Origin of the sequence: Guyparkeria sp. WRN-7, assembly GCF_001641825.1 — a bacterium.
Lineage (GTDB): Bacteria > Pseudomonadota > Gammaproteobacteria > Halothiobacillales > Halothiobacillaceae > Guyparkeria.
Genome location: NZ_LRFH01000002.1, coordinates 212,004 through 235,132 on the forward strand (window position 1 = coordinate 212,004; position 23,129 = coordinate 235,132).

A 23,129-nucleotide genomic window follows, 5' to 3' on the forward strand; every position below is an offset into this window, starting at 1 on the left:
AGCATGACAACGGAATGATCACGCAACGCCGCTTCGCTCGTGTCGAGATCCCGCTCCCGGTGCGCATTTGCTGCCCGGAGAAAACGCTGCGGGGCACCATTCTCGACGTATCGCTCAAGGGCATCCTGATCGACCTCGACGTGCCCGGCTCGCTCAGCCACGACTGTGTCGCCGGCCCGCTCGATATCCAGATCCTCTCGGATCCCGATCAGACCGTTCTGGTGGAACTCACCGCGCGCATCGTCCGCGAGACCGACCGCTCTCTTGCACTTGCCTGGTCGAGCATCGAGCTCGATGCCCTGACGCACCTGCGCGAGCTGCTGCAATACAACGGCGTGGAAGAAGATCAACTCAGCCGGGAGCTGTCGGAACTCCTCGACGACTGAGAGTCGTGCCTGTTGTGCGCTGAATCCTGATACGACGACATACCCATATATCGAAAGATGTCACCGGCTGGTGACATGCAATACCGGAACGCGACATGTTTGATTACACCCATGACCGACGTCAGGCCAGCGAGATAATGCGGATGGTGCTGTCTCAGCTCGCCGAGTTGGGGCTGCCGCCAACCCCCGTCTACATCACGCTGTTCTACGAGCGCGCGCTCAAGCGCGACGCCAGCCTGACCAAGGACATGGACGACGCGATCAACAGCAGCAAGGGCCTGCCCCCGGAAGTCGCGCAGGACCTGTTCGACACTCACGTCCTCAACGGCGCGCTCAAGCAGATGACCCGCGCCCAGGACATCATGCTGCGCGTGATGCGCAACATGATGCTGCAGATGCTGAACACGGGTAACGAATTCTCCAACTTCGCATCGACGCTGGGCGACTTCGTCCGCCAGATCGACCGCAGCGAGTCGGTCGAGGCCCTGCGCACCCTGACCGAGGAGGTCATGGAGGACACCAAGCTGATCGAGAAGACCGCCCTCGACTCCTCCGACCAGATGAACAGTGCCGGCGACCAGATCACCAAGCTGCGCAAGGAGCTGGAAAGCGCCCGCCGCGACGCGCGCACCGATCCGCTCACCGGCCTGCCCAACCGCCGCGGCCTAGCCGACATGCTGCAGAAGCAGGTCACCGCCGCCCTGTCGAACGGCGACCAGGCGTCGTTTCTGCTGGCCGACATCGACCATTTCAAGCAGATCAACGACAACTACGGTCACCTCGTCGGCGACAAGATCCTGCGCTTTATCGCCCGCACGCTGCGCGAGCACGTCAAGGGACAGGACCAGGTGCTGCGTTACGGTGGCGAGGAATTCGCGATCATCCTGCCGGAAACACCGGCCGATGGCGGGGTGGCCGTGGCCAACAAGCTGCGCAACATCATCTCCCAGTCGAAGCTGCGCCTCGCCGAGAGCGGCCGAGAGCTGGGCGAACTGACCATCTCCATCGGCCTGACCAACGTGATCCCGGAGGACTTCCCGGACGGGATCATCCAGCGGGCCGACGACGCGTTGCTGGCGGCCAAGCGCAAGGGACGCGATCGGGTGATCCACAATCCGGCCGATCCGGAAACGACCGGCCCGGACACGCTGATCAACGAGAACGACAACACCACGATCTGATCCGTCAGCGGTGCCCGCCGGCACACCGGCCGGCGCCTCCCGATCCAGTCAGCTGCCGTCGTGCTCCCGGCGCCCTTTCAGCGCGAGACTGAGGGTGCTGGCGTCGATGTATTCCAGTTCACCGCCCATGGGCACGCCCTGCGCCAGACGGGTCACCCGAAGCCCCCGGGACCGAGCCAGCTCGGTGACATAGCCGGCGGTCGCCTCGCCCTCGATGGTCGCGCTCGTCGCCAGGATCACTTCCTCGAGACCGGCCTGATCCAGACGGGTCTCGAGCTGATCGAGGCGCAACTCCTCCGGTCCGATGCCATCGAGCGGCGAAAGGCGGCCGAGCAGCAGGAAATACCGCCCCTGGTAGGCGCCGGACTGCTCGATCGCGATCCAGTCGGCCGGCGATTCCACCACGCACAGCAGGCGATCGTCTCGCTCGGCATCCCGGCAGATCGGACACAGTTCACCCTCGGTGAACACCCGGCAGGACGCACAGTGGCCGAGCTTCTCCAGGGCCTCGCCGATCGCATCCGAGAGGTGCGCCGCGCCCGTGCGATCACGTTCCAGCAGGTGCAGCGCCATCCGCTGGGCGGTCTTCTGCCCGACCGTCGGCAGACAGCGCAGGGCATCGATGAGTTGCTGGAAGCTGGGCGAGAATTGCACGGAACGGCTCCTTGGGACGCTCTAAACGAAAAACGCCCGACCCGTGACGGATCGGGCGACAGGCTCGAGTGACGCCAGTTCAGAACGGCATCTTGAAGCCCGGCGGCAGGTTCATGCCGGCGGTCATGCCCGACATCTTCTCCTGCTGCTCCTGCTCGATGCGCCGGGTCGCATCATTGATCGCCGCGGCGATCAGGTCCTCGAGCATGTCCTTGTCGTCTTCCATCAGGCTCGGATCGATCGTGACACGACGGGCCTCGTGCTTGCCGGTCAGGGTCACCTTGACCAGCCCGCCGCCGGACTGGCCCTCGACCTCCATCTTGGCGACTTCTTCCTGCATGCGCTGCATGTTTTCCTGCATCGCCTGCGCCTGTTTCATCAGGTTGCCCATACCACCTTTCATCTCTGCGGTCTCCTGCTGGCTGTTAGTCGTTGACTGTGCCGGGTCCGTCGATCGGACGCACGGATTCTCGAATCAGTTCGGCGCCGGCGCGCTCGGCAAGCACGCTGGCCGCGGGGTGCTCGCGCAACGAGGCCTCGCGTGCCTCTGCCTCGGCCTGTTCGTTGCGTTCACGCATCTGGGCCGGGGTTTCCACTGCTGCCATGGCCGGCGCGGCCGGTTCCGCGGCCGGCGGCTCGGCGGCCGGTGCGACGGCGGCCGCCTGTGCCGGTGGCGCGACCGGCGCAGCGGTGGAGGCGTCACCCACCACGAAGCGCACCGGTTGACGCACACCCAGACGCGCCAGCTGAGCGGTCAGGCGCTCCTGTGTCGCCTTCGAGGCCATCGATCGAAAGCCGGGATCGATGACCAGCACCACGCTGTCCTCGTCCGTGGTCGCGTGACAACGCTCCGCGAGGCTGCGGGCCGGCATCGACAACCGACCGACCACATCGGCCCAGTTGTCGGGAGTGATCATCAAACCATCCGCCGGCTGCGGGGAGTCGTTCGTTACCGTTTCAGCGGCGCCGGCCGGCGGTTCGACCGTCTCTGTCATCGGCGCCTCGCCCGTCCCCTGGAACGAGCCATGCGCGTCACCGGCCGGTGGCTCGGCGCGATAACCCGCCGGCTCCTGATCCGTCACTCGTGGCGGTTGTTGTGTGGCTGTCGGCGCTCCCTGCGCATTGCTGGTCGCGACTCGACCCTGGCCCTGCCCGGCGGGCGTCGGTGACGTCCCCGGCTCGAATGCCAGCATGCGCAGCAGGGTCATCTCGAGGCCGACGCGCGGCGACGGCGCCCAACCGATATCGCGCCGCCCGGCCAGCGCGATCTGGTACCAGAGCTGCAGCGTCTGCGGGTCCACCTCAAGGCGGATGCCGTCGTCCGGCAGCCACTGGGCCAGCGCGGCGTGGTGGACGGCCTCGGCCAGTTCGGCGAGCAAGCGAGCGGGATCGACCGACCGTTCCAGTGCCTGGTCGACCAGGGAAAACAGGGTGTCGGCCTCGCCCGCCGCGAGGGCCTCGAGCAAGCCGTGCAGCAGCCGCCGGTCGGTCACGCCGAGCATGTCCGCGACTGCTTCTGTCTCGAGACGGCCGTCGCAGAAACCGATGGCCTGGTCGATCAGGCTCAGTGCATCGCGCATCGAGCCGCCGGCCGAATCGGCAACCAGCCGCAGGGCCTCGGGCTCGGCCTCGATCCCCTCGCGCCCGAGGATGTCGTTGAGATAGGTCTCGATATGCGCCTGCGGCAACGCGCGCAGATTGAACTGCAGGCAGCGCGACAGCACCGTGACCGGCAACTTCTGCGGATCGGTGGTCGCGAGCAGGAACTTGACGTGCTCTGGGGGCTCCTCGAGCGTCTTCAACAGGGCGTTGAAGCTCGCCTGCGAGAACATGTGCACTTCGTCGATCAGGTAGATCTTGAAGCGGCCCTTCACCGGCAGGTAGACGACGTTGTCCAGCAGTTCGCGGGTGTCGTCCACCTTGGTGCGCGAGGCGGCGTCGACCTCGATCAGGTCGACGAAACGTCCGGAATCGATCTCGCGGCAGGCGGCACACTCGCCGCAGGGCTGGCTGGAGACGCCCTGCTCGCAGTTGAGTGCCTTGGCGAAGATGCGGGCGACCGTCGTCTTGCCCACGCCGCGGGTACCCGTGAACAGGTAGGCGTGGTGAAGACGGTCGCGATCCAGCGCGTTGGTGAGTGCCTGGAGCACGTGACCCTGGCCGACCATCTCGTCGAATCGCCGGGGGCGCCACTTACGTGCCAGTACCAGATAACTCATAGCGCGGGATCCAATTGGGTGGCACCCTGCATCCGCCGGTCTCCGGCGCCCGGATCGACCGCTACCGTTGCTCCCTTCCGGGCCTGGCGGAATTCACGGAGATCCGTCGCGAAGGGACGAACACAGGGCACCATTGGGTGGCGTCGCGGCCAGTCCGGCTGGCCAGAACGCGAACGAAGAATAACACGCGTGCCGACCCGAAAACAGGCCGCGGCACACATCATGCGCCGGCCAGTACCTCGTCGAGTGCAGTCAGCAGGGCCGCATTCTGCGACTCGCTGCCGATGGTGATCCGCAGGTGATCGCCGATGCGCGGCTTGTCGAAATGACGCACGATCACGCGCCGTTCCCGCAGCCCGGCGGCCAGTTCCGCGCCCGTCCGGCTGCTGTGCCGCGCGAGCACGAAGTTGGCTGCCGACGGCAGCACCTCGAAGCCGCGGGACTCGAGATCCGCGCTCAGCTGCTCGCGCATGGCGACAACCGCATCGCGCGTCTCGCGGAAGTAGGCCTCGTCGGCGAAAGCGGCGATCGCACCGGCACTGGCCAGCCGGTCGACCGGATAGGAGTTGAAGCTGTCCTTGACGCGGGTGAGCCCCTCGATCAGGCCGCTGTCGCCGATGGCGAAGCCGACGCGAAGCCCGGCAAGAGAACGCGACTTGGACAGTGTCTGGGTGACCAGCAGATTGGGATAGCTGTCCACCAGGCCCACGGCGGACTCGCCGCCGAAGTCGACGTAGGCCTCGTCGATCACCACGGCGCAGTCATGGAAGTGCGAGGCCAGGCGCTCGACCTGGTCGATCGCGAGCAGGCGCCCCGTGGGCGCATTCGGGTTGGGCAGGATCACGCCCCCGACACTCGCGGGGTCGATGGCACACAAGGACTCGACGTCCACGGCCAGCTCGTCATCGAGCGGGACGATCCGCGGCTCGATGTCGAACAGGCGGCAGTAGACGGGGTAGAACGAGTAGGTGATGTCCGGGAAGACCAGTGGTCGACCGCGCTGGAACAGGGCGCGGAACAGAAACCCCAGCACCTCGTCCGAGCCGTTGCCGACGAACACCTGGGCGTCGGTCACGCCGTGGTAGTCGGCGATGGCCGCACGCAGTGCCTGGCTGCTCGGATCGGGATACAGGCGCAGCCCGTCGTCGGCGGCGTCGTTGATGGCCTCGATCACCCGCGGTGACGGCGGGAACGGGTTCTCGTTGGTATTGAGCTTCACCAGGTCGGCGATCTTGGGCTGCTCGCCGGGTACGTACGGCGAGAGAGCACCGAGATCATCGGACCAGAAGGCATTCGACTGCGCCATCGTTCAGTCCCCGGATTCAACCCGGTAGCGGGCGGACTGGGCGTGTGCTTCCAGCCCCTCGGCACGGGCAAGCCGGTCGGCGACCTGCCCCAGTTCGGCGGCGCCCTCGGCCGAGCAGTGAATGATGCTCGAGCGCTTCTGGAAGTCGTATACCCCCAGCGGCGAGGAGAAGCGCGCGGTACCCGAGGTGGGGAGGACGTGATTCGGCCCGGCGCAGTAGTCGCCCAGCGCCTCGGCGGTGTAGCGGCCGACGAAGATCGCCCCGGCATTGCGGATCTCGCCCAGGCGCTCCTCGGCACCCGCGAACGACAGTTCGAGGTGCTCGGGGGCAATGCGGTTGGTCAGCTCGATCGCCTGGTCGATGTCGGCGACCTCGATCAGCGCGCCGCGCGATTCCAGCGCCTTGGCGATGATCTCGGCCCGCGGCTGCTCGGGAAGCAGGCGCTCGATCGAGGCGGCCACCGTGTCGAGGAAGTCCGGGTCGTGCGCGACCAGGATGGCCTGGGCCTGCTCGTCGTGCTCGGCCTGCGAGAACAGGTCCATCGCGATCCAGTCGGGATCGGTGTGTCCGTCGCAGACGATCAGGATCTCGGAAGGACCGGCGATCATGTCGATGCCCACCCGGCCGAAGACCTCGCGCTTGGCCGCGGCGACGAAGATGTTGCCCGGACCAACGATCTTGTCGACCGCCGGGATGGTCTCGGTGCCGAAGGCGAGCGCGGCCACGGCCTGCGCCCCGCCGACGGTGAACACCCGGTCGACTCCGGCAATGCGCGCGGCGGCGAGCACGGTGTCATTCTGCACGCCGTCCGGCGTGGGCACGACCATCACCACCTGCGCGACGCCGGCGACCTTGGCCGGAATGGCGTTCATCAGCACGGACGAGGGATACGCGGCCTTGCCGCCCGGGACGTACAGACCGACCCGGTCGAGCGGCGTGACCTGCTGGCCGAGGACGTTGCCGTTGGCCTCGGTGTACGACCAGCTCTCGCCCTTCTGGCGCTCGGCATAGGCGCGCAGACGCCCGGCGGCCAGTTCGAGCGCTTCGCGCACGTCCGCCGGGATGGCCTCGAGCGCCTGGTCGAGACGGTCGGCCGAGAGCTCCAGTGCCGCGGGGCTGTCGACATCGAGGCGGTCGAGCCGACGGGTGTGCTCTACCACCGCCTCGTCACCGCGCTTGCGCACGTCGGCAAGGATATCGCGAACAATGCCCTCGACCCGGTCGTCGGCAACACCGGACCAGTCAAGCAGCTCGTCGAGTTGGCGATCGAAGCCCGCGGCGCGGGCGTTCATGCGACGGATCATCACTTGCCCTCCAGGTACTGCTCCACCCGGTCGACGAAGTCGGTTACCCGGGCGTGCTTGAGCTTCTGCGCCGCGCGATTGACGATCAGGCGCGAGGAAATCTCGGCGATATGCTCGAGCGGCTCCAGGCCGTTGGCGCGCAGGGTGTTGCCGGTGTCGACCACGTCGACGATGCAGTCGCCCAGATCGACCAGGGGGGCGAGCTCCATCGAGCCGTACAGCTTGATCAGTTCGATCTGCCGCCCCCGGTCGGCGAAATAGGACTCGGCCGAACGGGTGTACTTGGTGGCGACACGGATGCGCCCTGCCCGATCAAGGGCACCGGGCTTGCCGGCCACCATCAGCTTGCACTGGGCGATCTTGAGATCGACCAGTTCGAACAGGCCCTCACCACCGTGCTCCATCAGCACGTCCTTGCCGGCCACGCCGATGTCGGCCGCGCCATGCTGGACGTAGGTCGGCACATCCGAGGCGCGCAGGATCAGCAGGCGCACGCTCGGATCGCTGGTCTCGAGGATCAGCTTGCGGCTCTTGTCCGGGTCCTCGAGCGGCTCGATGCCGACGGAGGCCAGCAGCGGCAGGGTTTCCTTGAAGATGCGCCCCTTGGAGAGCGCGACGACGATCTGGTCGGATTGGGACATGGTGATCAGCTCGTGATCCGTTGGATATTGGCGCCGAGGCGGGAGAGTTTCTCCTCGATCGATTCGTAGCCCCGGTCGATGTGATAGATGCGATTGACGACGGTCTCGCCACGGGCGACCAGCCCGGCCAGCACCAGGCTGGCCGAGGCACGCAGGTCGGTCGCCATGATCGGTGCGCCGGAAAGCGCCTCGACCCCGCGGATGACCGCGGTATTGCCCTCGATATGGATGTCCGCGCCCATGCGCTGGATCTCCTGGACGTGCATGAAGCGGTTCTCGAAGATGGTCTCGACCACCGTGGCGGTCCCTTCGGCCACCGCGTTCATCGCCACGAACTGCGCCTGCATGTCCGTGGGAAAGCCCGGGTGCGGCGCGGTGCGGATGTCGACCGCCTTCGGCCGGCGCCCGTGCATGTCGAGCCGGATCCAGTCCTCGCCGGTCTCGATCTCGGCACCCGCCTGCTCCAGCTTGGCCAGCACGGCATCAAGCAGTTCGGGACGCGTGTCGCGTACCAGGATGCGACCGCGGGTCATGGCCGCCGCGACCAGGTACGTCCCGGTCTCGATCCGGTCGGGCAGGACGCGATACCGCACGCCCTCGAGGCGCTCGACGCCGTGGATGCGGATCACGTCACTGCCCGCGCCACGCACGTCCGCGCCCATGGCATTCATGAAGTTGGCGAGGTCCACCACCTCCGGCTCGCGCGCGGCGTTCTCGATTACCGTCTCGCCCTCGGCGAATACGGCGGCCATCATCAGGTTCTCGGTCCCCGTGACGGTGACCTGGTCGAGCACGATGCGCGCGCCGACCAGCTGCTCGGCCGACGTCTCGATATAGCCACCCTCGACACGTACGTCCGCGCCGAGGGCCTCGAGCCCCTTGAGGTGAATGTCGACCGGCCGGGTGCCGATGGCACAACCGCCCGGCAGGGAGACGCGCGCCTTCTTGAACCGGGCCAGCATCGGCCCCAGCACCAGGATCGAGGCGCGCATGGTGCGTACCAGATCGTAGGGGGCCTCGAGCATGTCGACGGTGGTGGTGTCCACCTCGACACTCATCTGGTCACCCACCGTCAGCGTGGCGCCCATGCGCCCGAGGAGCTCCATGGTGGTGGTGACGTCCTGCAGATGCGGGACGTTTTCGATGGTCACCGGCGAGTCGGCCAGCAGAGAGGCGGCCATCATCGGCAGCACCGCGTTCTTGGCGCCGGAACTGCGGATCTCGCCGTCGAGCGGCTTGCCGCCGCGGATCAGGAGCTTATTCATCAGGTCGGATCGAGTCTCAAGCCGTGGGCTAATCCAGGCCGGTCTCGAGTGTCATCAGCTCGTCGAGCCCGTAGACACCCAGCATCTGGCGCATGGCCTGGGGCGCGTGAGTGTATCGCAGACGAATGCCTTTTGCCTCGGCCTCGGCCTGAACCGCGGCCAGCCAGGCCACCCCTGCCGTATCGATGCGCCGCAACTGACCGAGATGCACCTCCACCTCGGGACCGACCACGCCATCAGGCAGACCCGGCCGGCGGCGGTCCAGCGTCGAACGGAGCAGATTACCGGAAACCCGGATCAGGCCCGGTTCGACGCGCCACTCCCAGCCGACGTTGGCGGCGGCCTCGTCAGCCTTCATTCTGCTCGCGCAGGGTGCGGATCAACCCGTCGACGCCGTCGCGCTGGATCTTCTGCGCGAAGCTGCCGCGGTAGTTGTTGACCAGGCTGATGCCGTCGACGATCACGTCATACGACTTCCATCCACCGTTCTCGGGGGCCATGCGGTAGGCCACCGGGATCACGCCCAGATCGCCTCCGACCACTTCCGTCTCGACGATCAGCTCGTCCTCGCCGCCGCCCGGCTTGGTGCCGGTGATGACGATGCTCTGGTCGCCCAGTTCGGAGAGCGGGCCGGCGTAGGTCCGCACGAGCAGCCGCTGGAACTGCTTGGTGAACGCCTCGCGTTGTGCCGGGCTGGCGCTGCGGTAGTAACGTCCCAGCACCAGCCGCGTCATGCGCTCGGCATCCACATGAGGCAACAGCAGGCGATCGACGATTGCCAGCAGCACCTCGGGATCCTCGCTCACCTCCTCCTGGTGCTCGCGAATCTCGCGGATCACCGCCTCGGCAGTCGACTCGACCAGCTCGCGCGCCTCGCTCTCGCTCGGTCCAGCCGATGTGTTCGGCGCGACTGCATTGCCATGATGATTGGCCTGGGCCGCCGCCGAGAATGCGGTCACCGGCGCGACGATCAGGGCCAGCAGGACGACATGGCGCAGTTGATGAAACGGCTGCAAGAGACGGGTCGGGAACGGCATAGTGAAGCTCACTGCGGGTAGTCACCGGTTGCCACGGCAAGGCGGGCAACGCTCATGTTGTAGTCGTTGATGGCGCGGAAATAGTCGGCCTGGACCTCCGTATTGGCCTTGACCGCCTCGGCGACCTTGCCGCCGTCGATCAGGCCGGCCTGGAAGTCGAGGAAGCTCGAGACCATCCACTTGCGGGTATTGTCCTTCGCGGTGTCGAGCGCGCGGATCTGCCGATCCAGACCATGGGCCTGATGGTAGGCCTCGGCCACCTGGAACGGGATGCCCTGACGGGCCAGTTCGGCCTTGGCGACCACCGCCTGCAACTGGGCCTCCGAGTCACTGATGTTGGCGCGCACGACCCCGGGATTGAAATCCCACTTGATCCCGACGACCGGCGTGGCATACGTCTGGTTGAGCGGCTGATTGATGTACGGGTTGTTGAGTCGTTCGCGTCCCGGCGTGTACGTCGCCCCGGCAACCACACCGGCGTAGAGGTTCGGGTAACGCTCGCTCTTGCGCGCCGCGACGTAATTTCGCATGGCTGCCTGGCCGTTCTCGGCCATCGCCATCTCGGGACGCTGCGCCAGCGCCCGATCCGCCAGCTCGGCCAATTCACGCTCCGGCAGGGCAACCGGCTCGATCCGCCGTTCGGCCACCTGGATCTCGGCGGCGATCGGTACGCCGATGATGGTCTTGAGGCCATCGATGGCGATCGACTCGACGCTTTTCGCCTCGGCGAGGTAGCGCTCCAGACGCGCCGCCCCACTCTCGATCGCGTAGAGCTGGCTCATGGTCGCCCGGCCCTCGTCGACATCCTCACGCAGATCGTCACGGGTATCCTCGACCTTGCGTTTGACCCCCGCGAGCATCCGGCGGGTATCGCGAGCAGCCAGGTAGCCCCAGTAGGCCCGACGGACGGTCAGCCAGGTCTCGGCGCGTGCCAGCGACACCTCGGATGCCTTGACGTCGCGGTTGAGGCGCGCGGCCTCGCCATAGTTCTCGAGCTTGCCGAAGGTGTAGAGCGGCTGGATGATCGAAGCGGTCAGGCCGGAGGTGACCGTGATGCCCTCGTCCAGCTCGTTGCCGTCATCACGCAGCGTGCAACCGCCTGCCGGGCAGGTGTTCGTGCCGTTGGTGAAGATGCCGTCGGAGGCCTTGGGCGCAAGCCCGGCAAACAGGTTGGCGGATACCCGCACGCCGCCCTCGCCCTGCACCCGTTCGATCAGGGCCTGGGCCCGGGCGACGTTGGCCCGCTGCTCGTCGATACGCGGGTCGCTGTTCAGCGCCATCTCGGTGGCCTGTGCCAGCGTGATGGGTTCGTTCGGCACCGCGGCGGCGACCGGGCCGGCAAGCGCGACCAGCGAGAGCGCCATGATGCCCCGGCAGCTGCGAGCGACGATTCCGTGACGTTTTTTCATTCTTTTGCCTTGTCGAACAGGAACTTGGAAACCACGCTTTCGAGGATGATCGCCGACTGGGTCATGGTAATGCGATCGCCGTCCTCGAGCGATTCGAGCGCCCCTCCGGGCGAAATCTCGACGTACTGCGCGCCCAGCAGGCCGGCAGTATAGATATTGGCGAAAGAGTCCGTCGGCAGGTTGTCGTACTTGTCGTCGATCACCATGTGGACTTCCGCCTGGAAGGTCTGGGAATCGAGTTCGATCGAATCCACCCGGCCGATGGTCAGCCCGGCCAGTTTGACCGGCGATTGCTCCGTCAGTCCACCGATATTGTCGAAGCGCGCGGTGATCTCGTAGCCGCTCACTCGGCTGGCGCCGAAATTGCTCCACTGCAGCGCCATCACCATCAGGGCGGCGATCCCGGCGAGCACGAACAGCCCCACCACCAGTTCGACTCCGCGTTGCACATTCATCCCATCACGCCCCAAACATGAAAGCTGTCATTACGAAATCCAGTCCCAGCACCGCAAGCGAGCTCAGGACCACGGTCTGCGTCGTCGCCCGCGCCATGCCGCTGGCCGTCGGCTCGGCGGTATAGCCCTCGTAGACGGCGATCAAGGCGATCACCGCGCCGAAGGCCACGGACTTGATCGCCCCGCCGCCGACGTCATCCCAGGCCTCCATCTGCTCGGCGATCTGCCCCCAATAGGAGGCCTGGTCGACGCCCAGCACCACCACGCCAATCAGATACCCGCCGATGATCCCCACCAAGGAGAACAGCGCGGCCAGCAACGGCACCGAAATCATCGCGCCCCAGAATCGCGGCCCGATGACCCGGCGCAACGGATCGACCGCCATCATCTCCAGCGCGGCGAGCTGCTCGGTGGTCTTCATCAACGCGATTTCCGCGGTGATCGCCGAACCGGCCCGACCGGCGAACAGCAACGCGGCGACCACCGGCCCCAGCTCCCGCACCAGCGAGAGCGCGACCATCACGCCGAGCGACTCGCTAGCATTGAAATTCGACAGGATGTTGTAGCCCTGCAGCCCCAGCACCAGGCCGACGAACCCGCCGGCCACCAGGATGATCACCAGCGACAGCACGCCGGCGGCATAGACCTGCTGGGCGATATCGCGCGGCCGCGCCCAGCTGGGAATCAGCACCCAGGCCAGTTCGATGGCGAACAGCGCCATCGCGCCGGCATGACGCACCCCGCCGATCACCAGGCGACCAAGACGGGCAACCGGGTCGATAAATCGGTTCATCGCGCCATCCCCAGACCAAGATCAGCCGCCAGCGGCGTTTCCGCATCGCTCGCGTTGAGCGGCCCTTCCGCGGCCCCGTCGAGAAACTGTGCCAGCGCGGGCTCATCGTGCCGCTGGGCGAGCACCTCGTCGGGCGAGCCTCGACCGATCACCCGCCCGCCGGCAATCACGATCACCTGGTCGGCAATGCTCAGCGCCTCGCTGACATCGTGGGTCACGACGATGCTGGTCAGACCGAGCGCATCGTTGATGCGCCGGATCAGACGCAGCAACACGCCCATGCTGACCGGATCCTGCCCGGCGAACGGCTCGTCGTAGAGCATGATTTCCGGGTCGAGCGCCATGGCCCGCGCCAGTGCCGCCCGGCGCGCCATGCCGCCGGAAAGCTCGGCCGGGTACTTGTCCCGCGCGGCCCGCAGGCCGACCGCCTCCAGCTTGAACAGCACGATACGACGGATCAACGCTTCATCCAGCCGCGAGTGTGCCCGCAAGGGAAAGGCGACGTTCTCGCCCACGGTCAGATCGGTGAACAGCGCCCCGTTCTGGAACAGCACCCCCATTCGCCGGCGCAGCGCATACAGCGCCTTGCGCCGGGCCCGCGACACCTCGGTGTCGTCAACGAGAACCCGGCCACTCGCCGGGCGCACCTGCCCGCCGATCAAGCGCAGCAATGTTGTCTTGCCGGTGCCCGACGGGCCGAGCACGGCGGTGACCTGGCCGCGCGGAAAACGCATGTCGACGCCGTCGAAGATTACCTGCGACCCGCGTGCGAAGCGCACGTCCTCGAGTTCGATCATGCCGCTCGACTCCCCTGCCACGCTTAAAGACCCATCAACTCGACCAGCGTGCGGAGCCGATCGACCGTGGCCACCGATGGCGGGTCACCGTCGACGAACAGCGCGGCCTCAGCCGGCGCCTGGCCGGCGAAACGGTCGAGCCAGTCGCGCAGCATGGCGGCATCGTCGCTCGCGGGCACCAGACCGACCGACGCGCCGCGCACGTCGTCCTCCGGGCGCCAGACCGACGTGTCACTGTCCACGCGAATCACGCGGTGATACCCGCCGTCACAAACTTCGTCCCAGGCCGGCGACCAGGCGGCTGCCTCGACCACGACGACAACCGGCGCGGGGGCTTCGGCAAGCTCGGCAAGGACGGTCTCGACATCCGGATCGTCCCCGGCCACCCACAGGGCATCCTGCTCGTTGAGGAGAAAGGCCACGCGCCATTCCGCCGGCATGTCCGGATCGAAGAAGCTCGATGCCAGTGCCGGGGATCGGCGTCGGCGCAGGCCGAGGTGTACCGCCTTCATGTCAGTTCGCCCACCGGTGGAAACGCTGGCGACGCGGCCTGCCGCCGCGCGCCTCGAGGCCGCGCATGATACACGTCATACGGTTTCCCCGATCTCCCGCACCAGGCGGAAACCCAGGTTGAGGTCGAATTCGTTGGCCTGGCGCGGTGTTCGGGAGGCACTGCGGCAGGCGCCGGGCGGATCGAACCACGACCCGCCGCGCACGGCTCGCAAACGGCTGTTGCGCGCATCAGCGCTGCGGTGTGCCTCGGCAGCCCTTCGCGGCCCGGCCGGGTAATGGTCACTCCAGTGGTCCTGGGTGAACTCCTGCACATTGCCATGCATCTCGTAGAGCCCCCAGGGGTTCGGCGGCAGGCTGCCCACCGCGACCGGCTTGCCAAGACCGCAGAGGAATAGCCCCCTTGTGCAGTGGATACCCCCGGCACAATTCACTTCCTGGCGCCGGATCCGGTCGCCGAAGCAGAACATCGTGTCGGTGCCCGCCCGGGCGGCGTACTCCCACTCCGCCTCGGTCGGCAGGCGGTAGCGCGCGCCGGTGATCTCGCTGAGCCACTCGGCATACGCCTCGGCATCCCTGGCCGAGACGTTGTACATCGGCAGTTCCGGATCGTTCCACGAATAGGGACGCGGCCGGCGGTGGCCGCTGGCCTCGACGAAGGCAAAGTATTCGCGGCGGCGAATGGCACCGCGGGTCATCGCGAACGGCTGGTCGACGCGGACCTCGTGGCGTGGCTGCTCGAACGAGCGCGCCTGGTGTTCGCTGGCGCGACTGCCCATCCAGTAGCCGCCCTCGGGAATGACGACCACTTCCGGCGCCGCCTCGCCGCCGGCCGCACCATCGCGGAAGTAGACGTCAAGGCCGAGTCGCTCGGCCGCCTGCCGCTGCCGCTCGACTACCGGATCGTCGGACCCTGCCTGCGTGACCGTGGCTGCCGCCTGCATTCACTCACCTCCCGGGACTGACACGACCAACGGGGCAATCGAACCCCGTCCGTCGGCACGTCTGAAACACCGGCGAGCCTGACCCGACGCGCCGGACTGATATACTCCGAAACCCGAAAATCTTAGCATGCCGACCGGACCCCTCATGGAGCAAAAATCCCTGCATCCCGACAACCTCCTGCGCATGGCGCACGAGGTAATCGAGATCGAGAACCACGCCATCACAGCGCTGTCGTCGCGCCTCGACGAATCCTTCGTCGAGGCCTGTCGTCTGATGCTTGGCTGTGAAGGACGGGTGATCGTCATCGGCATGGGAAAGTCGGGCCATATCGGCGGCAAGATCGCCGCCACCCTGGCAAGCACCGGGACGCCCGCGTTCTTCGTTCATCCGGGCGAGGCCAGCCACGGCGATCTCGGCATGATCACCGAACGCGACGTGGTCATGGCACTGTCGAATTCCGGCGAGACCGCCGAGATGCTTGCCATTCTGCCGGTGATCAAGCGCCTCGGCGTGGGCCTGCTGGCCATGACCGGCCGCCCCGACTCGACCCTGGCTCGTTCCGCGGACGTGCACCTGGACGTAGGCGTCGAGCGCGAGGCCTGCCCGCTCAACCTCGCCCCCACCGCCAGCACCACCACGACCCTGGTGATGGGCGATGCGCTCGCCGTCGCCCTGCTCGATGCGCGCGGCTTTCAGCCCGAGGATTTCGCCCTCTCGCACCCCGGCGGTTCGCTTGGCCGGCGCCTCCTGCTGCACGTCCGCGACGTGATGCACACCGGCGAGAAGCTCCCCCGCGTCGGACCCACCCAGAGCGTCAAGCAGGCCCTGTTGGTGATGTCCTCCGGGGGACTGGGCATGACGGCGGTGGTGGATGACGACGACCGACTGCTGGGACTGTTCACCGACGGCGACCTGCGCCGTCTGCTCGATCGCAGCGATTTCGACCTCGACTCGGCCATCGAGCGGGTAATGACGCCCGATCCGCGCACCTGCCGCGACAACGTCCTCGCCGCCGAGGCCATGGCGATCATGGAGCGCGACAAGATCAATGGCCTGCTGGTGGTCGACGAGCGCAAGCAGCTCGTCGGGGCACTCAACATGCACGATCTGCTGCGCGCGGGGGTCGCCTGATGAATACAAGCGAAAAGAACTGGTTCGAGCGCGCCCGCGACGTCCGCCTGCTGGTGCTGGACGTCGACGGCGTGATGACCGACGGGCGCCTGCACCTGACCGAGGACGGCCAGGAACACAAGATCTTCCACAGCCGTGACGGCCACGGGATCAAGCTGATACAGGAGCTGGGCATCGACGTCGCGATCATCACCGGCCGTGCCTCCGAGGCGGTCACGCGCCGGGCCAAGAGCCTCGGCATCCAGCACGTGGTGCTGGGCGCAACCGACAAGGGACAGGCAATCGAGGAGCTCTCTCAGCTGGTGAACGTGCCGCTCGAACAGATGGCGGCCATGGGCGACGACGTCCTCGACCTGCCGATGCTCAACCGGGCCGGCCTGTCGGCCACCGTCAGCGACGCACCCGTCGTCATTCGCTCGCGCGTCGACTGGATCAGCCCGCTACCCGGCGGCGCCGGCGCGGTCCGTGCGCTCATCGACACGCTCATCGATGCCCGTGGCCAGTGGGACGACGTCCTGGCGCGGTATACCTGAGCCATGAGCTGGCCGTTCCCGGCGCAAACCAACCGTACGCTGCTCGCGCTTGCCGGCATCGCCCTGCTGGGCTGGCTTGCCTGGGAGAACGTCTCGGACGAACTCATCCCCGAGATGGAGGAGACCGGCGGTTACGCCCAGCGGCTCGAACAGACGGCGAGCTGGCAGTACGACGAGGAAGGCCGGCTGGCCTATCACCTGGTCACCCCAAGCGCGGTCCAGCTGGATGCCGACGACCGCTATGAACTGCAGGCTCCCGAGGCGGAACTGATCAACGCTGCGGACACGCCCCCCTGGACCCTGAACGCCGAGCGCGGCACCCTGCTCGATGGCGGCGATACCGTACGGCTCGACGGGTCGGTGCGCGTGGCCCGCGCCCCCCACCAGGATCGGGGCCAACTGGAACTTCGCACCGACCGACTGTGGGTCTACCCGCAACGCCAGGTCGCCCGAACCGACATCCCCAGCACCCTCCGCGAGCTCGACGAGAGCGGGGAGATTCGCTGGACCAGCGAGGCCGACGATCTCCACCTGGACTGGGACAAGCGCGTCCTGACGCAGTCCGACCGGGTGCGGGACCGGATTCAATCGCAACAGGCACCGCGCCGATGAGCGCAACCGCACAGCAACGACGCGCAGACAGGAAACGCATCATGGCGATCATTACCTCAAACTCCTCTCGCCTGCGGGCGGCCACTGCACTGCCGGCACTGGGACTGGCTCTCGTCCTGGCCGGCGGGCTGGCCAGCCCAGTCTTCGCCGCCAAGGCCGATCGCAGCCAGCCGATCAAGGTCCAGGCGGACAAGAAGGTAACCAAGTACCAGGAAGGCACCAGCGTCTACACCGGTGACGTGGTCATCGACCAGGGCAGCCTGCACGCCACCGGCCAGCGGGCAACCCTCTACCTCGAGAACGGCCAACTGGTGCGGGCGGTGCTCGAAGGCCGCCCGGCCACCTTCCGCGAGCGCGACGAACAGGGAAACCTGGTCGAGGGCAAGGCCGACGAGGCCGACTACCGCACCGCGAATGGCAACGTGATCCTGACCGGCGATGCCTGGCTCAAGCGCACCGGCGACGAGATTCGCTCGGACCGCATCACCTACGACCTCGACACCGAAGTGGTCGAGGCCGGCGAATCCGGTGGGAGTTCCCGGGTCGAGATGACACTGCAGCCGCGCAACCGCGATCAGAACGAGGACTGAGCACTCATGCCGCGATCCGCTCGTCACGCCCCGCTCCTGGAGGCCCGCAGCCTGTCGAAGAGCTATGGCTCGCGGCCGGTGGTGCGGGACGTCTCGCTGCAGGTCAACGCCGGGGAGATCGTCGGCCTGCTGGGCCCCAACGGCGCCGGCAAGACCACCAGCTTCTACATGATCGTCGGGCTGGTGCCGGTCGACCAGGGGGGCGTGTTCCTCGATGGGCGGGACATCACCCACACCCCGATCGACCGGCGCGCCCATCTCGGCCTGGGCTACCTGCCGCAGGAGCCCTCGGTATTCCGCAAGCTCACGGTGCGCGAGAACATCCTCGCGATCCTGGAACTGCGCCAAGACCTGACACGCAACGGTCGCCGGCGCGCACTCGAGGAACTGCTCGAGGAGCTCAATGTCGGGCACATCGCCGACTCCAGGGGACAGGCCCTCTCGGGCGGCGAACGACGCCGCGTGGAGATCGCCCGGGCGCTGGCAGCCAACCCGCGCGCCATGCTCCTGGACGAGCCGTTTGCCGGCATCGACCCGATCTCGGTGATCGACATCCAGCGCATCATCGAGCACCTGCGTGATCGCGGAATCGGCGTGTTGATTACCGACCACAACGTCCGGGAGACGCTCGGCGTCTGCAAGCGCGCCTATATCGTCTCCGACGGCGAAATACTCGCCCATGGCAGCGCCGAGGAACTGCTGGCCAACCAGTCAGTGCGCGACGTCTACCTCGGCCACGATTTCACCCTGTAGGGCCGAATAAGGTGAGAGAAACCGTTGGCACAACCGGCCGGCATTCGGATAGACTCACTCCCATGCAAATTGCATGCTCAGCCCGACCCTCCCCATCCATGACTGCTTCGACCTGCCTGGCACCGTATGGCAGCCGGGCCGTCGTGGAGTCCGTGGCGCATTCGGTCGCCGGAGGTGACTCGTGGCAGGGATGAAGGCCGGTCTCGAACTACGGCTTGGTCAGTCGCTGGCCATGACGCCGCAACTGCAGCAGTCGATCCGGCTGCTGCAGCTTTCCACCCTGGAGCTGAGCCTGGAGATCCAGCAGGCGCTGGACACCAACCCCCTCCTGGAAGTGGCCGACGAGGACGACCGCACCGAGGAGGAATCCGAGGACACGCAATCGTCCGAGGAACAGGACCCCGGCGCCCAGGCCGGCGAGGAGCTTCTCGAGGATCGCAAGGACAAGTCGGCGGACGAGGATCTGGTGGTCGACTCCTCCTGGGACGACTACTACGAATCCGACGGCTCGACCTCGCTCAGCGCCAGCGCCCCCGGCGAGGACTACGACCCCTTCGCCACCCAGTCCACCGGCGAGGACAATCTCAGGGACCACCTGCTCAGCCAGATTCACCTCGCCTCGCTTTCCGACGCCGACCGGCGTGTCGCCACTGCCCTGATCGAGTCGATCGAGCCCTCGGGCTATCTCGAGGAGCCGCTCGAGGAAATCGTCACGCTGCTGCAGGACGAACTACCCGGCCTCGACCTCGAGGAGGCGGAAGCCACCCTGCACTACATCCAGCAGCTCGACCCGGTCGGCGTCGGCGCCCGAACGCTCGCCGAGTGTCTGTCGATCCAGATCGAGCAGCACTACCCTGACGATCCGGCCGCGACCGATGCCAAGGCCGTGCTCGATGGCGACTGGCTCGAGGCCATCGCCCGGCGCGAGCTGCCCCAGGTCACGAAGGGACTGGGTATCAGCCGCGACCGGCTCGAGGCGGCACTGCGGCTGATCCAGCTGCTCGACCCCCGTCCGGGCCTGTCCGTCGGCGAAACGGCCGCCGACTACATCCGTCCGGACGTGATCGTCACCCACCGGGAGGACGGCTGGCACGTCGATCTCAACCCGGAAATCGCTCCCCGGTTGCGAGTCAACCAGACCTACGCCAGCCTGATCGACCGCTCCTCCCGCGGCAAGGATGCGACCTACATCCGCAACCATCTCCAGGAGGCGCGCTGGTTCATCAAGAGCCTGCGGAGCCGCAACGAATCCCTGCTCAACGTTGCCCGCGAGATCGTGCGCCGCCAGATGGACTTCTTCGAGCAGGGCGAGATCGCGATGAAGCCGATGGTGCTGCGCGAGATCGCCGAAGCCCTCGACCTGCACGAATCGACCGTCAGCCGGGTGACCACCAACAAGTACATGCTCACGCCGAGGGGCGTGTTCGAATTCAAGTACTTCTTCTCCAGCCACGTCGGCACCGCCGACGGCGGCGAATGCTCGGCCACCGCCATCCGGGCGCGAATCAAGAAGCTCGTCGAGGAAGAAAATCCCAAGAAGCCCTTGAGCGATGCCAAGATTGCGACCATGCTTGGAGACGAGGGGATCGATGTCGCAAGACGGACGATCGCCAAGTACCGGGAAGCGATGGGCATCGCTTCCTCGACCGACCGCAAGCGGTTGATATAAATATCTTATAAGGAGTTGCTCATGCAGATTGACATCACCGGTCATCATGTCGATGTCACCGAGGCCCTCAAGGCCCACGTCCACGACAAGTTCACGCGTCTTGAACGTCACTTCGACAAGCTGGTGGATATCCACGTCATTCTCACCGTGGAGCGCAAAGAGGCCCAGAAGGCGGAGGCCAACCTGCATGTCAGCGGTCAGGACATGCACGCCGAGGCGGTCACTGACGACATGTACGCCTCGATCGACGCCATGATCAACAAGCTCGACCGGCAGATCGTCAAGCACAAGGAAAAGCTGACCAGCCATCGCTGAGCCGCTCGCGGGGAGGCGGAGCCTTCCCGCCAGTCGCCGCCGGCACCCGACGACCAGTCACGTCGGCGGCAACGAACCCCGGAGTCGGTGTTGCACCGCGAGTACAACACGCTATGATGCGCGCCGACTCGACCAATCCCGCCCCGACCCGCGAGCGATCCTCGCGATCAGTCGACCGACAGGGTGCTTAATGAATACTGCCGAGCTGTTTCCGATCCACCACATCCGGATCGACGAGCTGTATCAGAGCCGCAAGCGGGTCCTGGAAGTGCTGTCCGGCCTGCTCGCCGACGACGAGCTGGGTGGCCAGCAGGCCACACGCATCTTCGAGGCCCTCGTGGCCCGTGAGCGCCTTGGCTGCACGGCCATCGGTCACGGCATTGCCGTTCCGCACGGCCGCGTCGACGACATCCTCACCCCGCGAGGCGCCGTGGTCCGGCTGCGTGAAGGCGTGGATTTCGGCGCGCCCGACGGTGCCCCCGTCACCCTGGTCATCGGGCTGGTCATCCCGGAGGACTGCCCCGAGCAGCATCTGGAGATCCTCGGCCGCCTTGCCCGACACCTCAACGACCCGGACGAACGTGACACGATCATGGAGGCGCAAAGCGCCGAACGCGTTCAGGCGCTGATGATAGAGTGGCTCAAGGACAGCGCCGAGGCGACCGCCGGCTGAACCGGGCCTCGCGCCCGACCATCGAGCCTTGAACGGCAAACGGGCAGGCCATGATCCCGAGCTTCACACACCACCACCTTCCCTCGAATGCCAGCGACTCCGACTGGCAGGCGATCCTGCCGGATCAATGGCAGGCCTCGGTCCCGACCGATCAACGACGCATCGGTCCGGCCAACCCCTGGATTCCCACCCGGCTGGCACTGATCTCCCCCGCCCTGAGACGCGATCTGCGATGCGGCGAGGAATGCCTGAAACACGCCAACGGACCCCTGCCCGCCGATACCAGTCCGCGGGTGATCCTGCTTACCGAGGCGCACGCGCAGGCCGTCGACGAATGGCTGGCTCCGGTCCCTAAGGCGGATGCAGGCGATGCCGCCCCGATCACCGTGATCAGCACGCCGGACGACGACGAGACGGTCAGCCGGCGACTGCAACGGCTCTGCGGCACACACGACGAGGACTGGCGCCACGGGGTGTTCATGGAGATCAGCGGCCTCGGGGTACTGATCCGCGGCACCGCGGGCATCGGCAAGAGCGAAGTGGCCCTCGAACTGATCAGCCGCGGCCACCGCCTGATCGCCGACGACGCGCCCTGCTTCATCGCCCGCGGCGACGAGGTGACCGGCTCCTGCCCGGACCGGCTGTTCGGTCTGCTGGAGGTCCGTGGCATCGGCATCCTCGACATCCGCGAACTGTTCGGCAGCAACTCGCTCAAGGCACGCAAGTACCTGCGCCTGATCGTCGATCTCTACCCGGCGGACAGTTCGCGCCGCATCGGCGCCGACGAGCGACTCTTCGGCGACCGGGGCAACGAACGCATCGCCGGACTGTCGATCCCGGTCTGGCGGCTACCGGTCGCGCCGGGACGGAACATCGCCGTCCTGCTCGAGGCGATCGTGCGTCAGCGCAATCTCGAACGCCAGCGCGGCGGCCAGCCGTTCAGCCCCCGGGTCGCGCGCCTGTTCTCCGACGGCGACATCCCGCCGCATCCCGGCAACAAACCGGAGCCCTGGTCGTGAACGGGCCGGCGCCACGGCTGATATTGGTCACCGGCCAATCGGGCTCCGGCAAGTCGGTGGCATTGGCCGCCCTCGAGGACAGCGGCTTCTACTGCATCGACAACCTGCCGCCCGACCTGCTCGATCACCTGGCCGAAAGCTATCTCGAAGGGGGCATCGTCGCTCGCGGCATCGCGATCAGTATCGATGCACGGGCCCCGGAGCAATCGCTCGCCGACCTCCCCGACCGTATCGACCGGCTCAGGGAGTGCCTGCCGGAACTCAATATCAGCAGCCTGTTCCTCGAAGCCGATCAACAACGCCTGATCACGCGCTTCTCCGAGACACGCCGTCGACACCCGCTGTCCTATCAGATCGAGAACCTGGTGGAGGCGATCGCGCGCGAGGGGCAACTGCTGATGCCGATCCGCGCCTACGCGGACCTGGTCATCGATACCAGCCTGACCACGGTGCACCAGTTGCGCGAGGACGTGCGCTCGCGCCTGATCGGCGAAAAGGTGGCCGGGCCGCGCATCCTGATCCAGTCATTCGGTTTCAAGTTCGGCATACCGCTGGATTCGGACTTCCTGTTCGACGTGCGCTTCTTGCCCAATCCGCACTGGGACACCTCCCTGCGTCCGCACAGCGGCCTGGACCAGGCGGTGGTCGACTATCTCGAACAGCATCCGGTCACGCACGACACCCGCTCGCGCATCAGCGAGTTCCTCGCCCACATGCTGGTACAGGCGAGCCACAGCGATCGCAGCTACCTGACCTGCTCGGTCGGCTGCACCGGCGGCAAGCACCGCTCGGTCTACGTGGTCGAACAGATCGCGCACGACCTGCGTCCGACCTTCGGCAACCTCGTGGTCCGCCACCGGGATCTGGGCAATCACTGAACGGCGGCCGATCGGACCTGTTCCCGGCCGTTTTTTCGGTATGATGCAGGCTT

The 23,129-nt window shown here is 66.7% G+C and carries 27 protein-coding genes and 1 other RNA gene; 12 read left to right on the forward strand and 16 right to left on the reverse strand.

The window, feature by feature from the left end; all coding sequences use genetic code 11:
• Nucleotides 1–14 precede the first annotated feature (14 nt).
• Nucleotides 15–386: a PilZ domain-containing protein gene (locus AWR35_RS01135; protein WP_058574120.1), complete on the forward strand. Its 372-nt coding sequence runs from the start codon at nucleotides 15–17 to the stop codon at nucleotides 384–386.
• 95 nt (nucleotides 387–481) lie between these two features.
• Nucleotides 482–1,567, forward strand: a complete 1,086-nt coding sequence (locus AWR35_RS01140; protein ID WP_058574121.1) for a GGDEF domain-containing protein — start codon at nucleotides 482–484, stop codon at nucleotides 1,565–1,567.
• 48 nt (nucleotides 1,568–1,615) lie between these two features.
• Here the strand turns inward: AWR35_RS01140 and recR are convergent, their stop codons facing one another.
• The 16 genes from recR to AWR35_RS01220 all read right to left on the reverse strand — a co-directional run bounded on the left by recR (nucleotide 1,616) and on the right by AWR35_RS01220 (nucleotide 14,902).
• Complete coding sequence (gene recR / locus AWR35_RS01145; RefSeq protein WP_058574122.1) at nucleotides 1,616–2,221, reverse strand: recombination mediator RecR; 606 nt, start codon at nucleotides 2,219–2,221, stop codon at nucleotides 1,616–1,618.
• Nucleotides 2,222–2,300: 79 nt separating this feature from the next.
• A complete protein-coding gene (locus tag AWR35_RS01150; protein WP_058574123.1) occupies nucleotides 2,301–2,624 on the reverse strand; it encodes a YbaB/EbfC family nucleoid-associated protein in 324 nt (107 codons plus the stop codon).
• 22 nt (nucleotides 2,625–2,646) lie between these two features.
• Entirely contained in the window at nucleotides 2,647–4,440 is a 1,794-nt protein-coding gene (gene dnaX, locus AWR35_RS01155; RefSeq protein ID WP_058574124.1) for a DNA polymerase III subunit gamma/tau, read from the reverse strand.
• A 26-nt stretch (nucleotides 4,441–4,466) separates the two neighbouring features.
• Nucleotides 4,467–4,563: signal recognition particle sRNA small type (gene ffs, locus AWR35_RS01160), an RNA gene on the reverse strand.
• Nucleotides 4,564–4,660: 97 nt separating this feature from the next.
• Nucleotides 4,661–5,746 (reverse strand): histidinol-phosphate transaminase, encoded by a 1,086-nt coding sequence (gene hisC / locus AWR35_RS01165; protein ID WP_058574125.1) that lies wholly within the window; start codon nucleotides 5,744–5,746, stop codon nucleotides 4,661–4,663.
• Nucleotides 5,747–5,749: 3 nt separating this feature from the next.
• A complete protein-coding gene (gene hisD / locus AWR35_RS01170; RefSeq protein ID WP_058574126.1) occupies nucleotides 5,750–7,051 on the reverse strand; it encodes a histidinol dehydrogenase in 1,302 nt (433 codons plus the stop codon).
• Nucleotides 7,051–7,692: an ATP phosphoribosyltransferase gene (gene hisG / locus AWR35_RS01175; RefSeq protein ID WP_058574127.1), complete on the reverse strand. Its 642-nt coding sequence runs from the start codon at nucleotides 7,690–7,692 to the stop codon at nucleotides 7,051–7,053. The genes hisD and hisG overlap by 1 nt, the downstream gene beginning before the upstream one ends.
• Nucleotides 7,693–7,697: 5 nt before the next feature.
• Complete coding sequence (murA, locus tag AWR35_RS01180) at nucleotides 7,698–8,957, reverse strand: UDP-N-acetylglucosamine 1-carboxyvinyltransferase (protein WP_058574128.1); 1,260 nt, start codon at nucleotides 8,955–8,957, stop codon at nucleotides 7,698–7,700.
• A 28-nt stretch (nucleotides 8,958–8,985) separates the two neighbouring features.
• Nucleotides 8,986–9,315, reverse strand: a complete 330-nt coding sequence (locus tag AWR35_RS01185; RefSeq protein ID WP_058574129.1) for an STAS domain-containing protein — start codon at nucleotides 9,313–9,315, stop codon at nucleotides 8,986–8,988.
• A complete protein-coding gene (locus tag AWR35_RS01190) occupies nucleotides 9,305–10,006 on the reverse strand; it encodes an ABC transporter substrate-binding protein (protein WP_156413889.1) in 702 nt (233 codons plus the stop codon). Before AWR35_RS01190 ends, AWR35_RS01185 begins: the two co-directional genes overlap by 11 nt.
• Complete coding sequence (locus AWR35_RS01195; protein WP_082663826.1) at nucleotides 10,003–11,403, reverse strand: TolC family protein; 1,401 nt, start codon at nucleotides 11,401–11,403, stop codon at nucleotides 10,003–10,005. Before AWR35_RS01195 ends, AWR35_RS01190 begins: the two co-directional genes overlap by 4 nt.
• Nucleotides 11,400–11,858 (reverse strand): outer membrane lipid asymmetry maintenance protein MlaD, encoded by a 459-nt coding sequence (gene mlaD, locus AWR35_RS01200; RefSeq protein WP_058574132.1) that lies wholly within the window; start codon nucleotides 11,856–11,858, stop codon nucleotides 11,400–11,402. Before mlaD ends, AWR35_RS01195 begins: the two co-directional genes overlap by 4 nt.
• Nucleotides 11,859–11,862: 4 nt before the next feature.
• Nucleotides 11,863–12,651 (reverse strand): lipid asymmetry maintenance ABC transporter permease subunit MlaE, encoded by a 789-nt coding sequence (gene mlaE, locus AWR35_RS01205; RefSeq protein ID WP_058574133.1) that lies wholly within the window; start codon nucleotides 12,649–12,651, stop codon nucleotides 11,863–11,865.
• Nucleotides 12,648–13,448, reverse strand: a complete 801-nt coding sequence (locus AWR35_RS01210; protein ID WP_058574134.1) for an ATP-binding cassette domain-containing protein — start codon at nucleotides 13,446–13,448, stop codon at nucleotides 12,648–12,650. Before AWR35_RS01210 ends, mlaE begins: the two co-directional genes overlap by 4 nt.
• A gap of 23 nt (nucleotides 13,449–13,471) precedes the next feature.
• A complete protein-coding gene (locus AWR35_RS01215) occupies nucleotides 13,472–13,960 on the reverse strand; it encodes a hypothetical protein (protein WP_058574135.1) in 489 nt (162 codons plus the stop codon).
• 75 nt (nucleotides 13,961–14,035) lie between these two features.
• The gene (locus tag AWR35_RS01220) at nucleotides 14,036–14,902 is read right to left on the reverse strand and encodes a formylglycine-generating enzyme family protein (protein ID WP_058574136.1); all 867 of its coding nucleotides are present in this window, start codon (nucleotides 14,900–14,902) and stop codon (nucleotides 14,036–14,038) included.
• Between the two features lie 145 nt (nucleotides 14,903–15,047).
• Between AWR35_RS01220 and AWR35_RS01225 the strand changes: the two genes are divergently transcribed.
• The 10 genes from AWR35_RS01225 to rapZ all read left to right on the forward strand — a co-directional run bounded on the left by AWR35_RS01225 (nucleotide 15,048) and on the right by rapZ (nucleotide 23,076).
• A complete protein-coding gene (locus AWR35_RS01225) occupies nucleotides 15,048–16,034 on the forward strand; it encodes a KpsF/GutQ family sugar-phosphate isomerase (protein WP_058574137.1) in 987 nt (328 codons plus the stop codon).
• Nucleotides 16,034–16,567 carry an HAD-IIIA family hydrolase gene (locus tag AWR35_RS01230; protein WP_058574138.1) on the forward strand — a complete coding sequence of 178 codons (534 nt, stop codon included), beginning with the start codon at nucleotides 16,034–16,036 and terminating at the stop codon, nucleotides 16,565–16,567. The genes AWR35_RS01225 and AWR35_RS01230 overlap by 1 nt, the downstream gene beginning before the upstream one ends.
• 3 nt (nucleotides 16,568–16,570) lie before the next feature.
• Nucleotides 16,571–17,179 (forward strand): LPS export ABC transporter periplasmic protein LptC, encoded by a 609-nt coding sequence (lptC, locus tag AWR35_RS01235; protein WP_058574139.1) that lies wholly within the window; start codon nucleotides 16,571–16,573, stop codon nucleotides 17,177–17,179.
• A 41-nt stretch (nucleotides 17,180–17,220) separates the two neighbouring features.
• A complete protein-coding gene (gene lptA / locus AWR35_RS01240) occupies nucleotides 17,221–17,769 on the forward strand; it encodes a lipopolysaccharide transport periplasmic protein LptA (protein WP_058574140.1) in 549 nt (182 codons plus the stop codon).
• 6 nt (nucleotides 17,770–17,775) lie between these two features.
• The gene (lptB, locus tag AWR35_RS01245) at nucleotides 17,776–18,522 is read left to right on the forward strand and encodes an LPS export ABC transporter ATP-binding protein (RefSeq protein ID WP_058574141.1); all 747 of its coding nucleotides are present in this window, start codon (nucleotides 17,776–17,778) and stop codon (nucleotides 18,520–18,522) included.
• Between the two features lie 190 nt (nucleotides 18,523–18,712).
• Nucleotides 18,713–20,191, forward strand: coding sequence for an RNA polymerase factor sigma-54 (locus tag AWR35_RS01250; protein WP_058574142.1), 1,479 nt, complete (start codon nucleotides 18,713–18,715; stop codon nucleotides 20,189–20,191).
• A 21-nt stretch (nucleotides 20,192–20,212) separates the two neighbouring features.
• Nucleotides 20,213–20,506 (forward strand): ribosome-associated translation inhibitor RaiA, encoded by a 294-nt coding sequence (gene raiA, locus AWR35_RS01255; protein ID WP_058574143.1) that lies wholly within the window; start codon nucleotides 20,213–20,215, stop codon nucleotides 20,504–20,506.
• A 190-nt stretch (nucleotides 20,507–20,696) separates the two neighbouring features.
• Entirely contained in the window at nucleotides 20,697–21,179 is a 483-nt protein-coding gene (locus AWR35_RS01260; RefSeq protein WP_058574144.1) for a PTS sugar transporter subunit IIA, read from the forward strand.
• 50 nt (nucleotides 21,180–21,229) lie between these two features.
• On the forward strand, nucleotides 21,230–22,198 hold the full coding sequence (locus AWR35_RS10975; protein WP_058574145.1) for a hypothetical protein: 969 nt from the start codon (nucleotides 21,230–21,232) through the stop codon (nucleotides 22,196–22,198).
• Nucleotides 22,195–23,076 (forward strand): RNase adapter RapZ, encoded by an 882-nt coding sequence (gene rapZ / locus AWR35_RS01270; RefSeq protein ID WP_058574146.1) that lies wholly within the window; start codon nucleotides 22,195–22,197, stop codon nucleotides 23,074–23,076. Before AWR35_RS10975 ends, rapZ begins: the two co-directional genes overlap by 4 nt.
• The last annotated feature ends 53 nt before the right edge of the window (nucleotides 23,077–23,129 follow it).

Excerpts from the sequence above, each read along its gene's own strand:
- AWR35_RS01210 (WP_058574134.1), bottom strand. The coding sequence starts at position 13,448 with ATGATCGAACTCGAGGACGTGCGCTTCGCACGCGGGTCGCAGGTAATC.
- AWR35_RS01220 (WP_058574136.1), bottom strand. The coding sequence starts at position 14,902 with ATGCAGGCGGCAGCCACGGTCACGCAGGCAGGGTCCGACGATCCGGTA.
- AWR35_RS01230 (WP_058574138.1), top strand. The coding sequence starts at position 16,034 with ATGAATACAAGCGAAAAGAACTGGTTCGAGCGCGCCCGCGACGTCCGC.
- lptC (WP_058574139.1), top strand. The coding sequence starts at position 16,571 with ATGAGCTGGCCGTTCCCGGCGCAAACCAACCGTACGCTGCTCGCGCTT.
- AWR35_RS01260 (WP_058574144.1), top strand. The coding sequence starts at position 20,697 with ATGAATACTGCCGAGCTGTTTCCGATCCACCACATCCGGATCGACGAG.
- AWR35_RS01150 (WP_058574123.1), bottom strand. The coding sequence starts at position 2,624 with ATGAAAGGTGGTATGGGCAACCTGATGAAACAGGCGCAGGCGATGCAG.
- hisD (WP_058574126.1), bottom strand. The coding sequence starts at position 7,051 with ATGATCCGTCGCATGAACGCCCGCGCCGCGGGCTTCGATCGCCAACTC.
- murA (WP_058574128.1), bottom strand. The coding sequence starts at position 8,957 with ATGAATAAGCTCCTGATCCGCGGCGGCAAGCCGCTCGACGGCGAGATC.
- AWR35_RS01185 (WP_058574129.1), bottom strand. The coding sequence starts at position 9,315 with ATGAAGGCTGACGAGGCCGCCGCCAACGTCGGCTGGGAGTGGCGCGTC.
- mlaE (WP_058574133.1), bottom strand. The coding sequence starts at position 12,651 with ATGAACCGATTTATCGACCCGGTTGCCCGTCTTGGTCGCCTGGTGATC.
- raiA (WP_058574143.1), top strand. The coding sequence starts at position 20,213 with ATGCAGATTGACATCACCGGTCATCATGTCGATGTCACCGAGGCCCTC.
- lptB (WP_058574141.1), top strand. The coding sequence starts at position 17,776 with ATGCCGCGATCCGCTCGTCACGCCCCGCTCCTGGAGGCCCGCAGCCTG.
- AWR35_RS01140 (WP_058574121.1), top strand. The coding sequence starts at position 482 with ATGTTTGATTACACCCATGACCGACGTCAGGCCAGCGAGATAATGCGG.
- dnaX (WP_058574124.1), bottom strand. The coding sequence starts at position 4,440 with ATGAGTTATCTGGTACTGGCACGTAAGTGGCGCCCCCGGCGATTCGAC.
- AWR35_RS10975 (WP_058574145.1), top strand. The coding sequence starts at position 21,230 with ATGATCCCGAGCTTCACACACCACCACCTTCCCTCGAATGCCAGCGAC.
- AWR35_RS01195 (WP_082663826.1), bottom strand. The coding sequence starts at position 11,403 with ATGAAAAAACGTCACGGAATCGTCGCTCGCAGCTGCCGGGGCATCATG.
- lptA (WP_058574140.1), top strand. The coding sequence starts at position 17,221 with ATGGCGATCATTACCTCAAACTCCTCTCGCCTGCGGGCGGCCACTGCA.
- mlaD (WP_058574132.1), bottom strand. The coding sequence starts at position 11,858 with ATGAATGTGCAACGCGGAGTCGAACTGGTGGTGGGGCTGTTCGTGCTC.
- hisC (WP_058574125.1), bottom strand. The coding sequence starts at position 5,746 with ATGGCGCAGTCGAATGCCTTCTGGTCCGATGATCTCGGTGCTCTCTCG.
- AWR35_RS01250 (WP_058574142.1), top strand. The coding sequence starts at position 18,713 with ATGAAGGCCGGTCTCGAACTACGGCTTGGTCAGTCGCTGGCCATGACG.
- hisG (WP_058574127.1), bottom strand. The coding sequence starts at position 7,692 with ATGTCCCAATCCGACCAGATCGTCGTCGCGCTCTCCAAGGGGCGCATC.
- AWR35_RS01215 (WP_058574135.1), bottom strand. The coding sequence starts at position 13,960 with ATGAAGGCGGTACACCTCGGCCTGCGCCGACGCCGATCCCCGGCACTG.
- AWR35_RS01135 (WP_058574120.1), top strand. The coding sequence starts at position 15 with ATGATCACGCAACGCCGCTTCGCTCGTGTCGAGATCCCGCTCCCGGTG.
- AWR35_RS01225 (WP_058574137.1), top strand. The coding sequence starts at position 15,048 with ATGGAGCAAAAATCCCTGCATCCCGACAACCTCCTGCGCATGGCGCAC.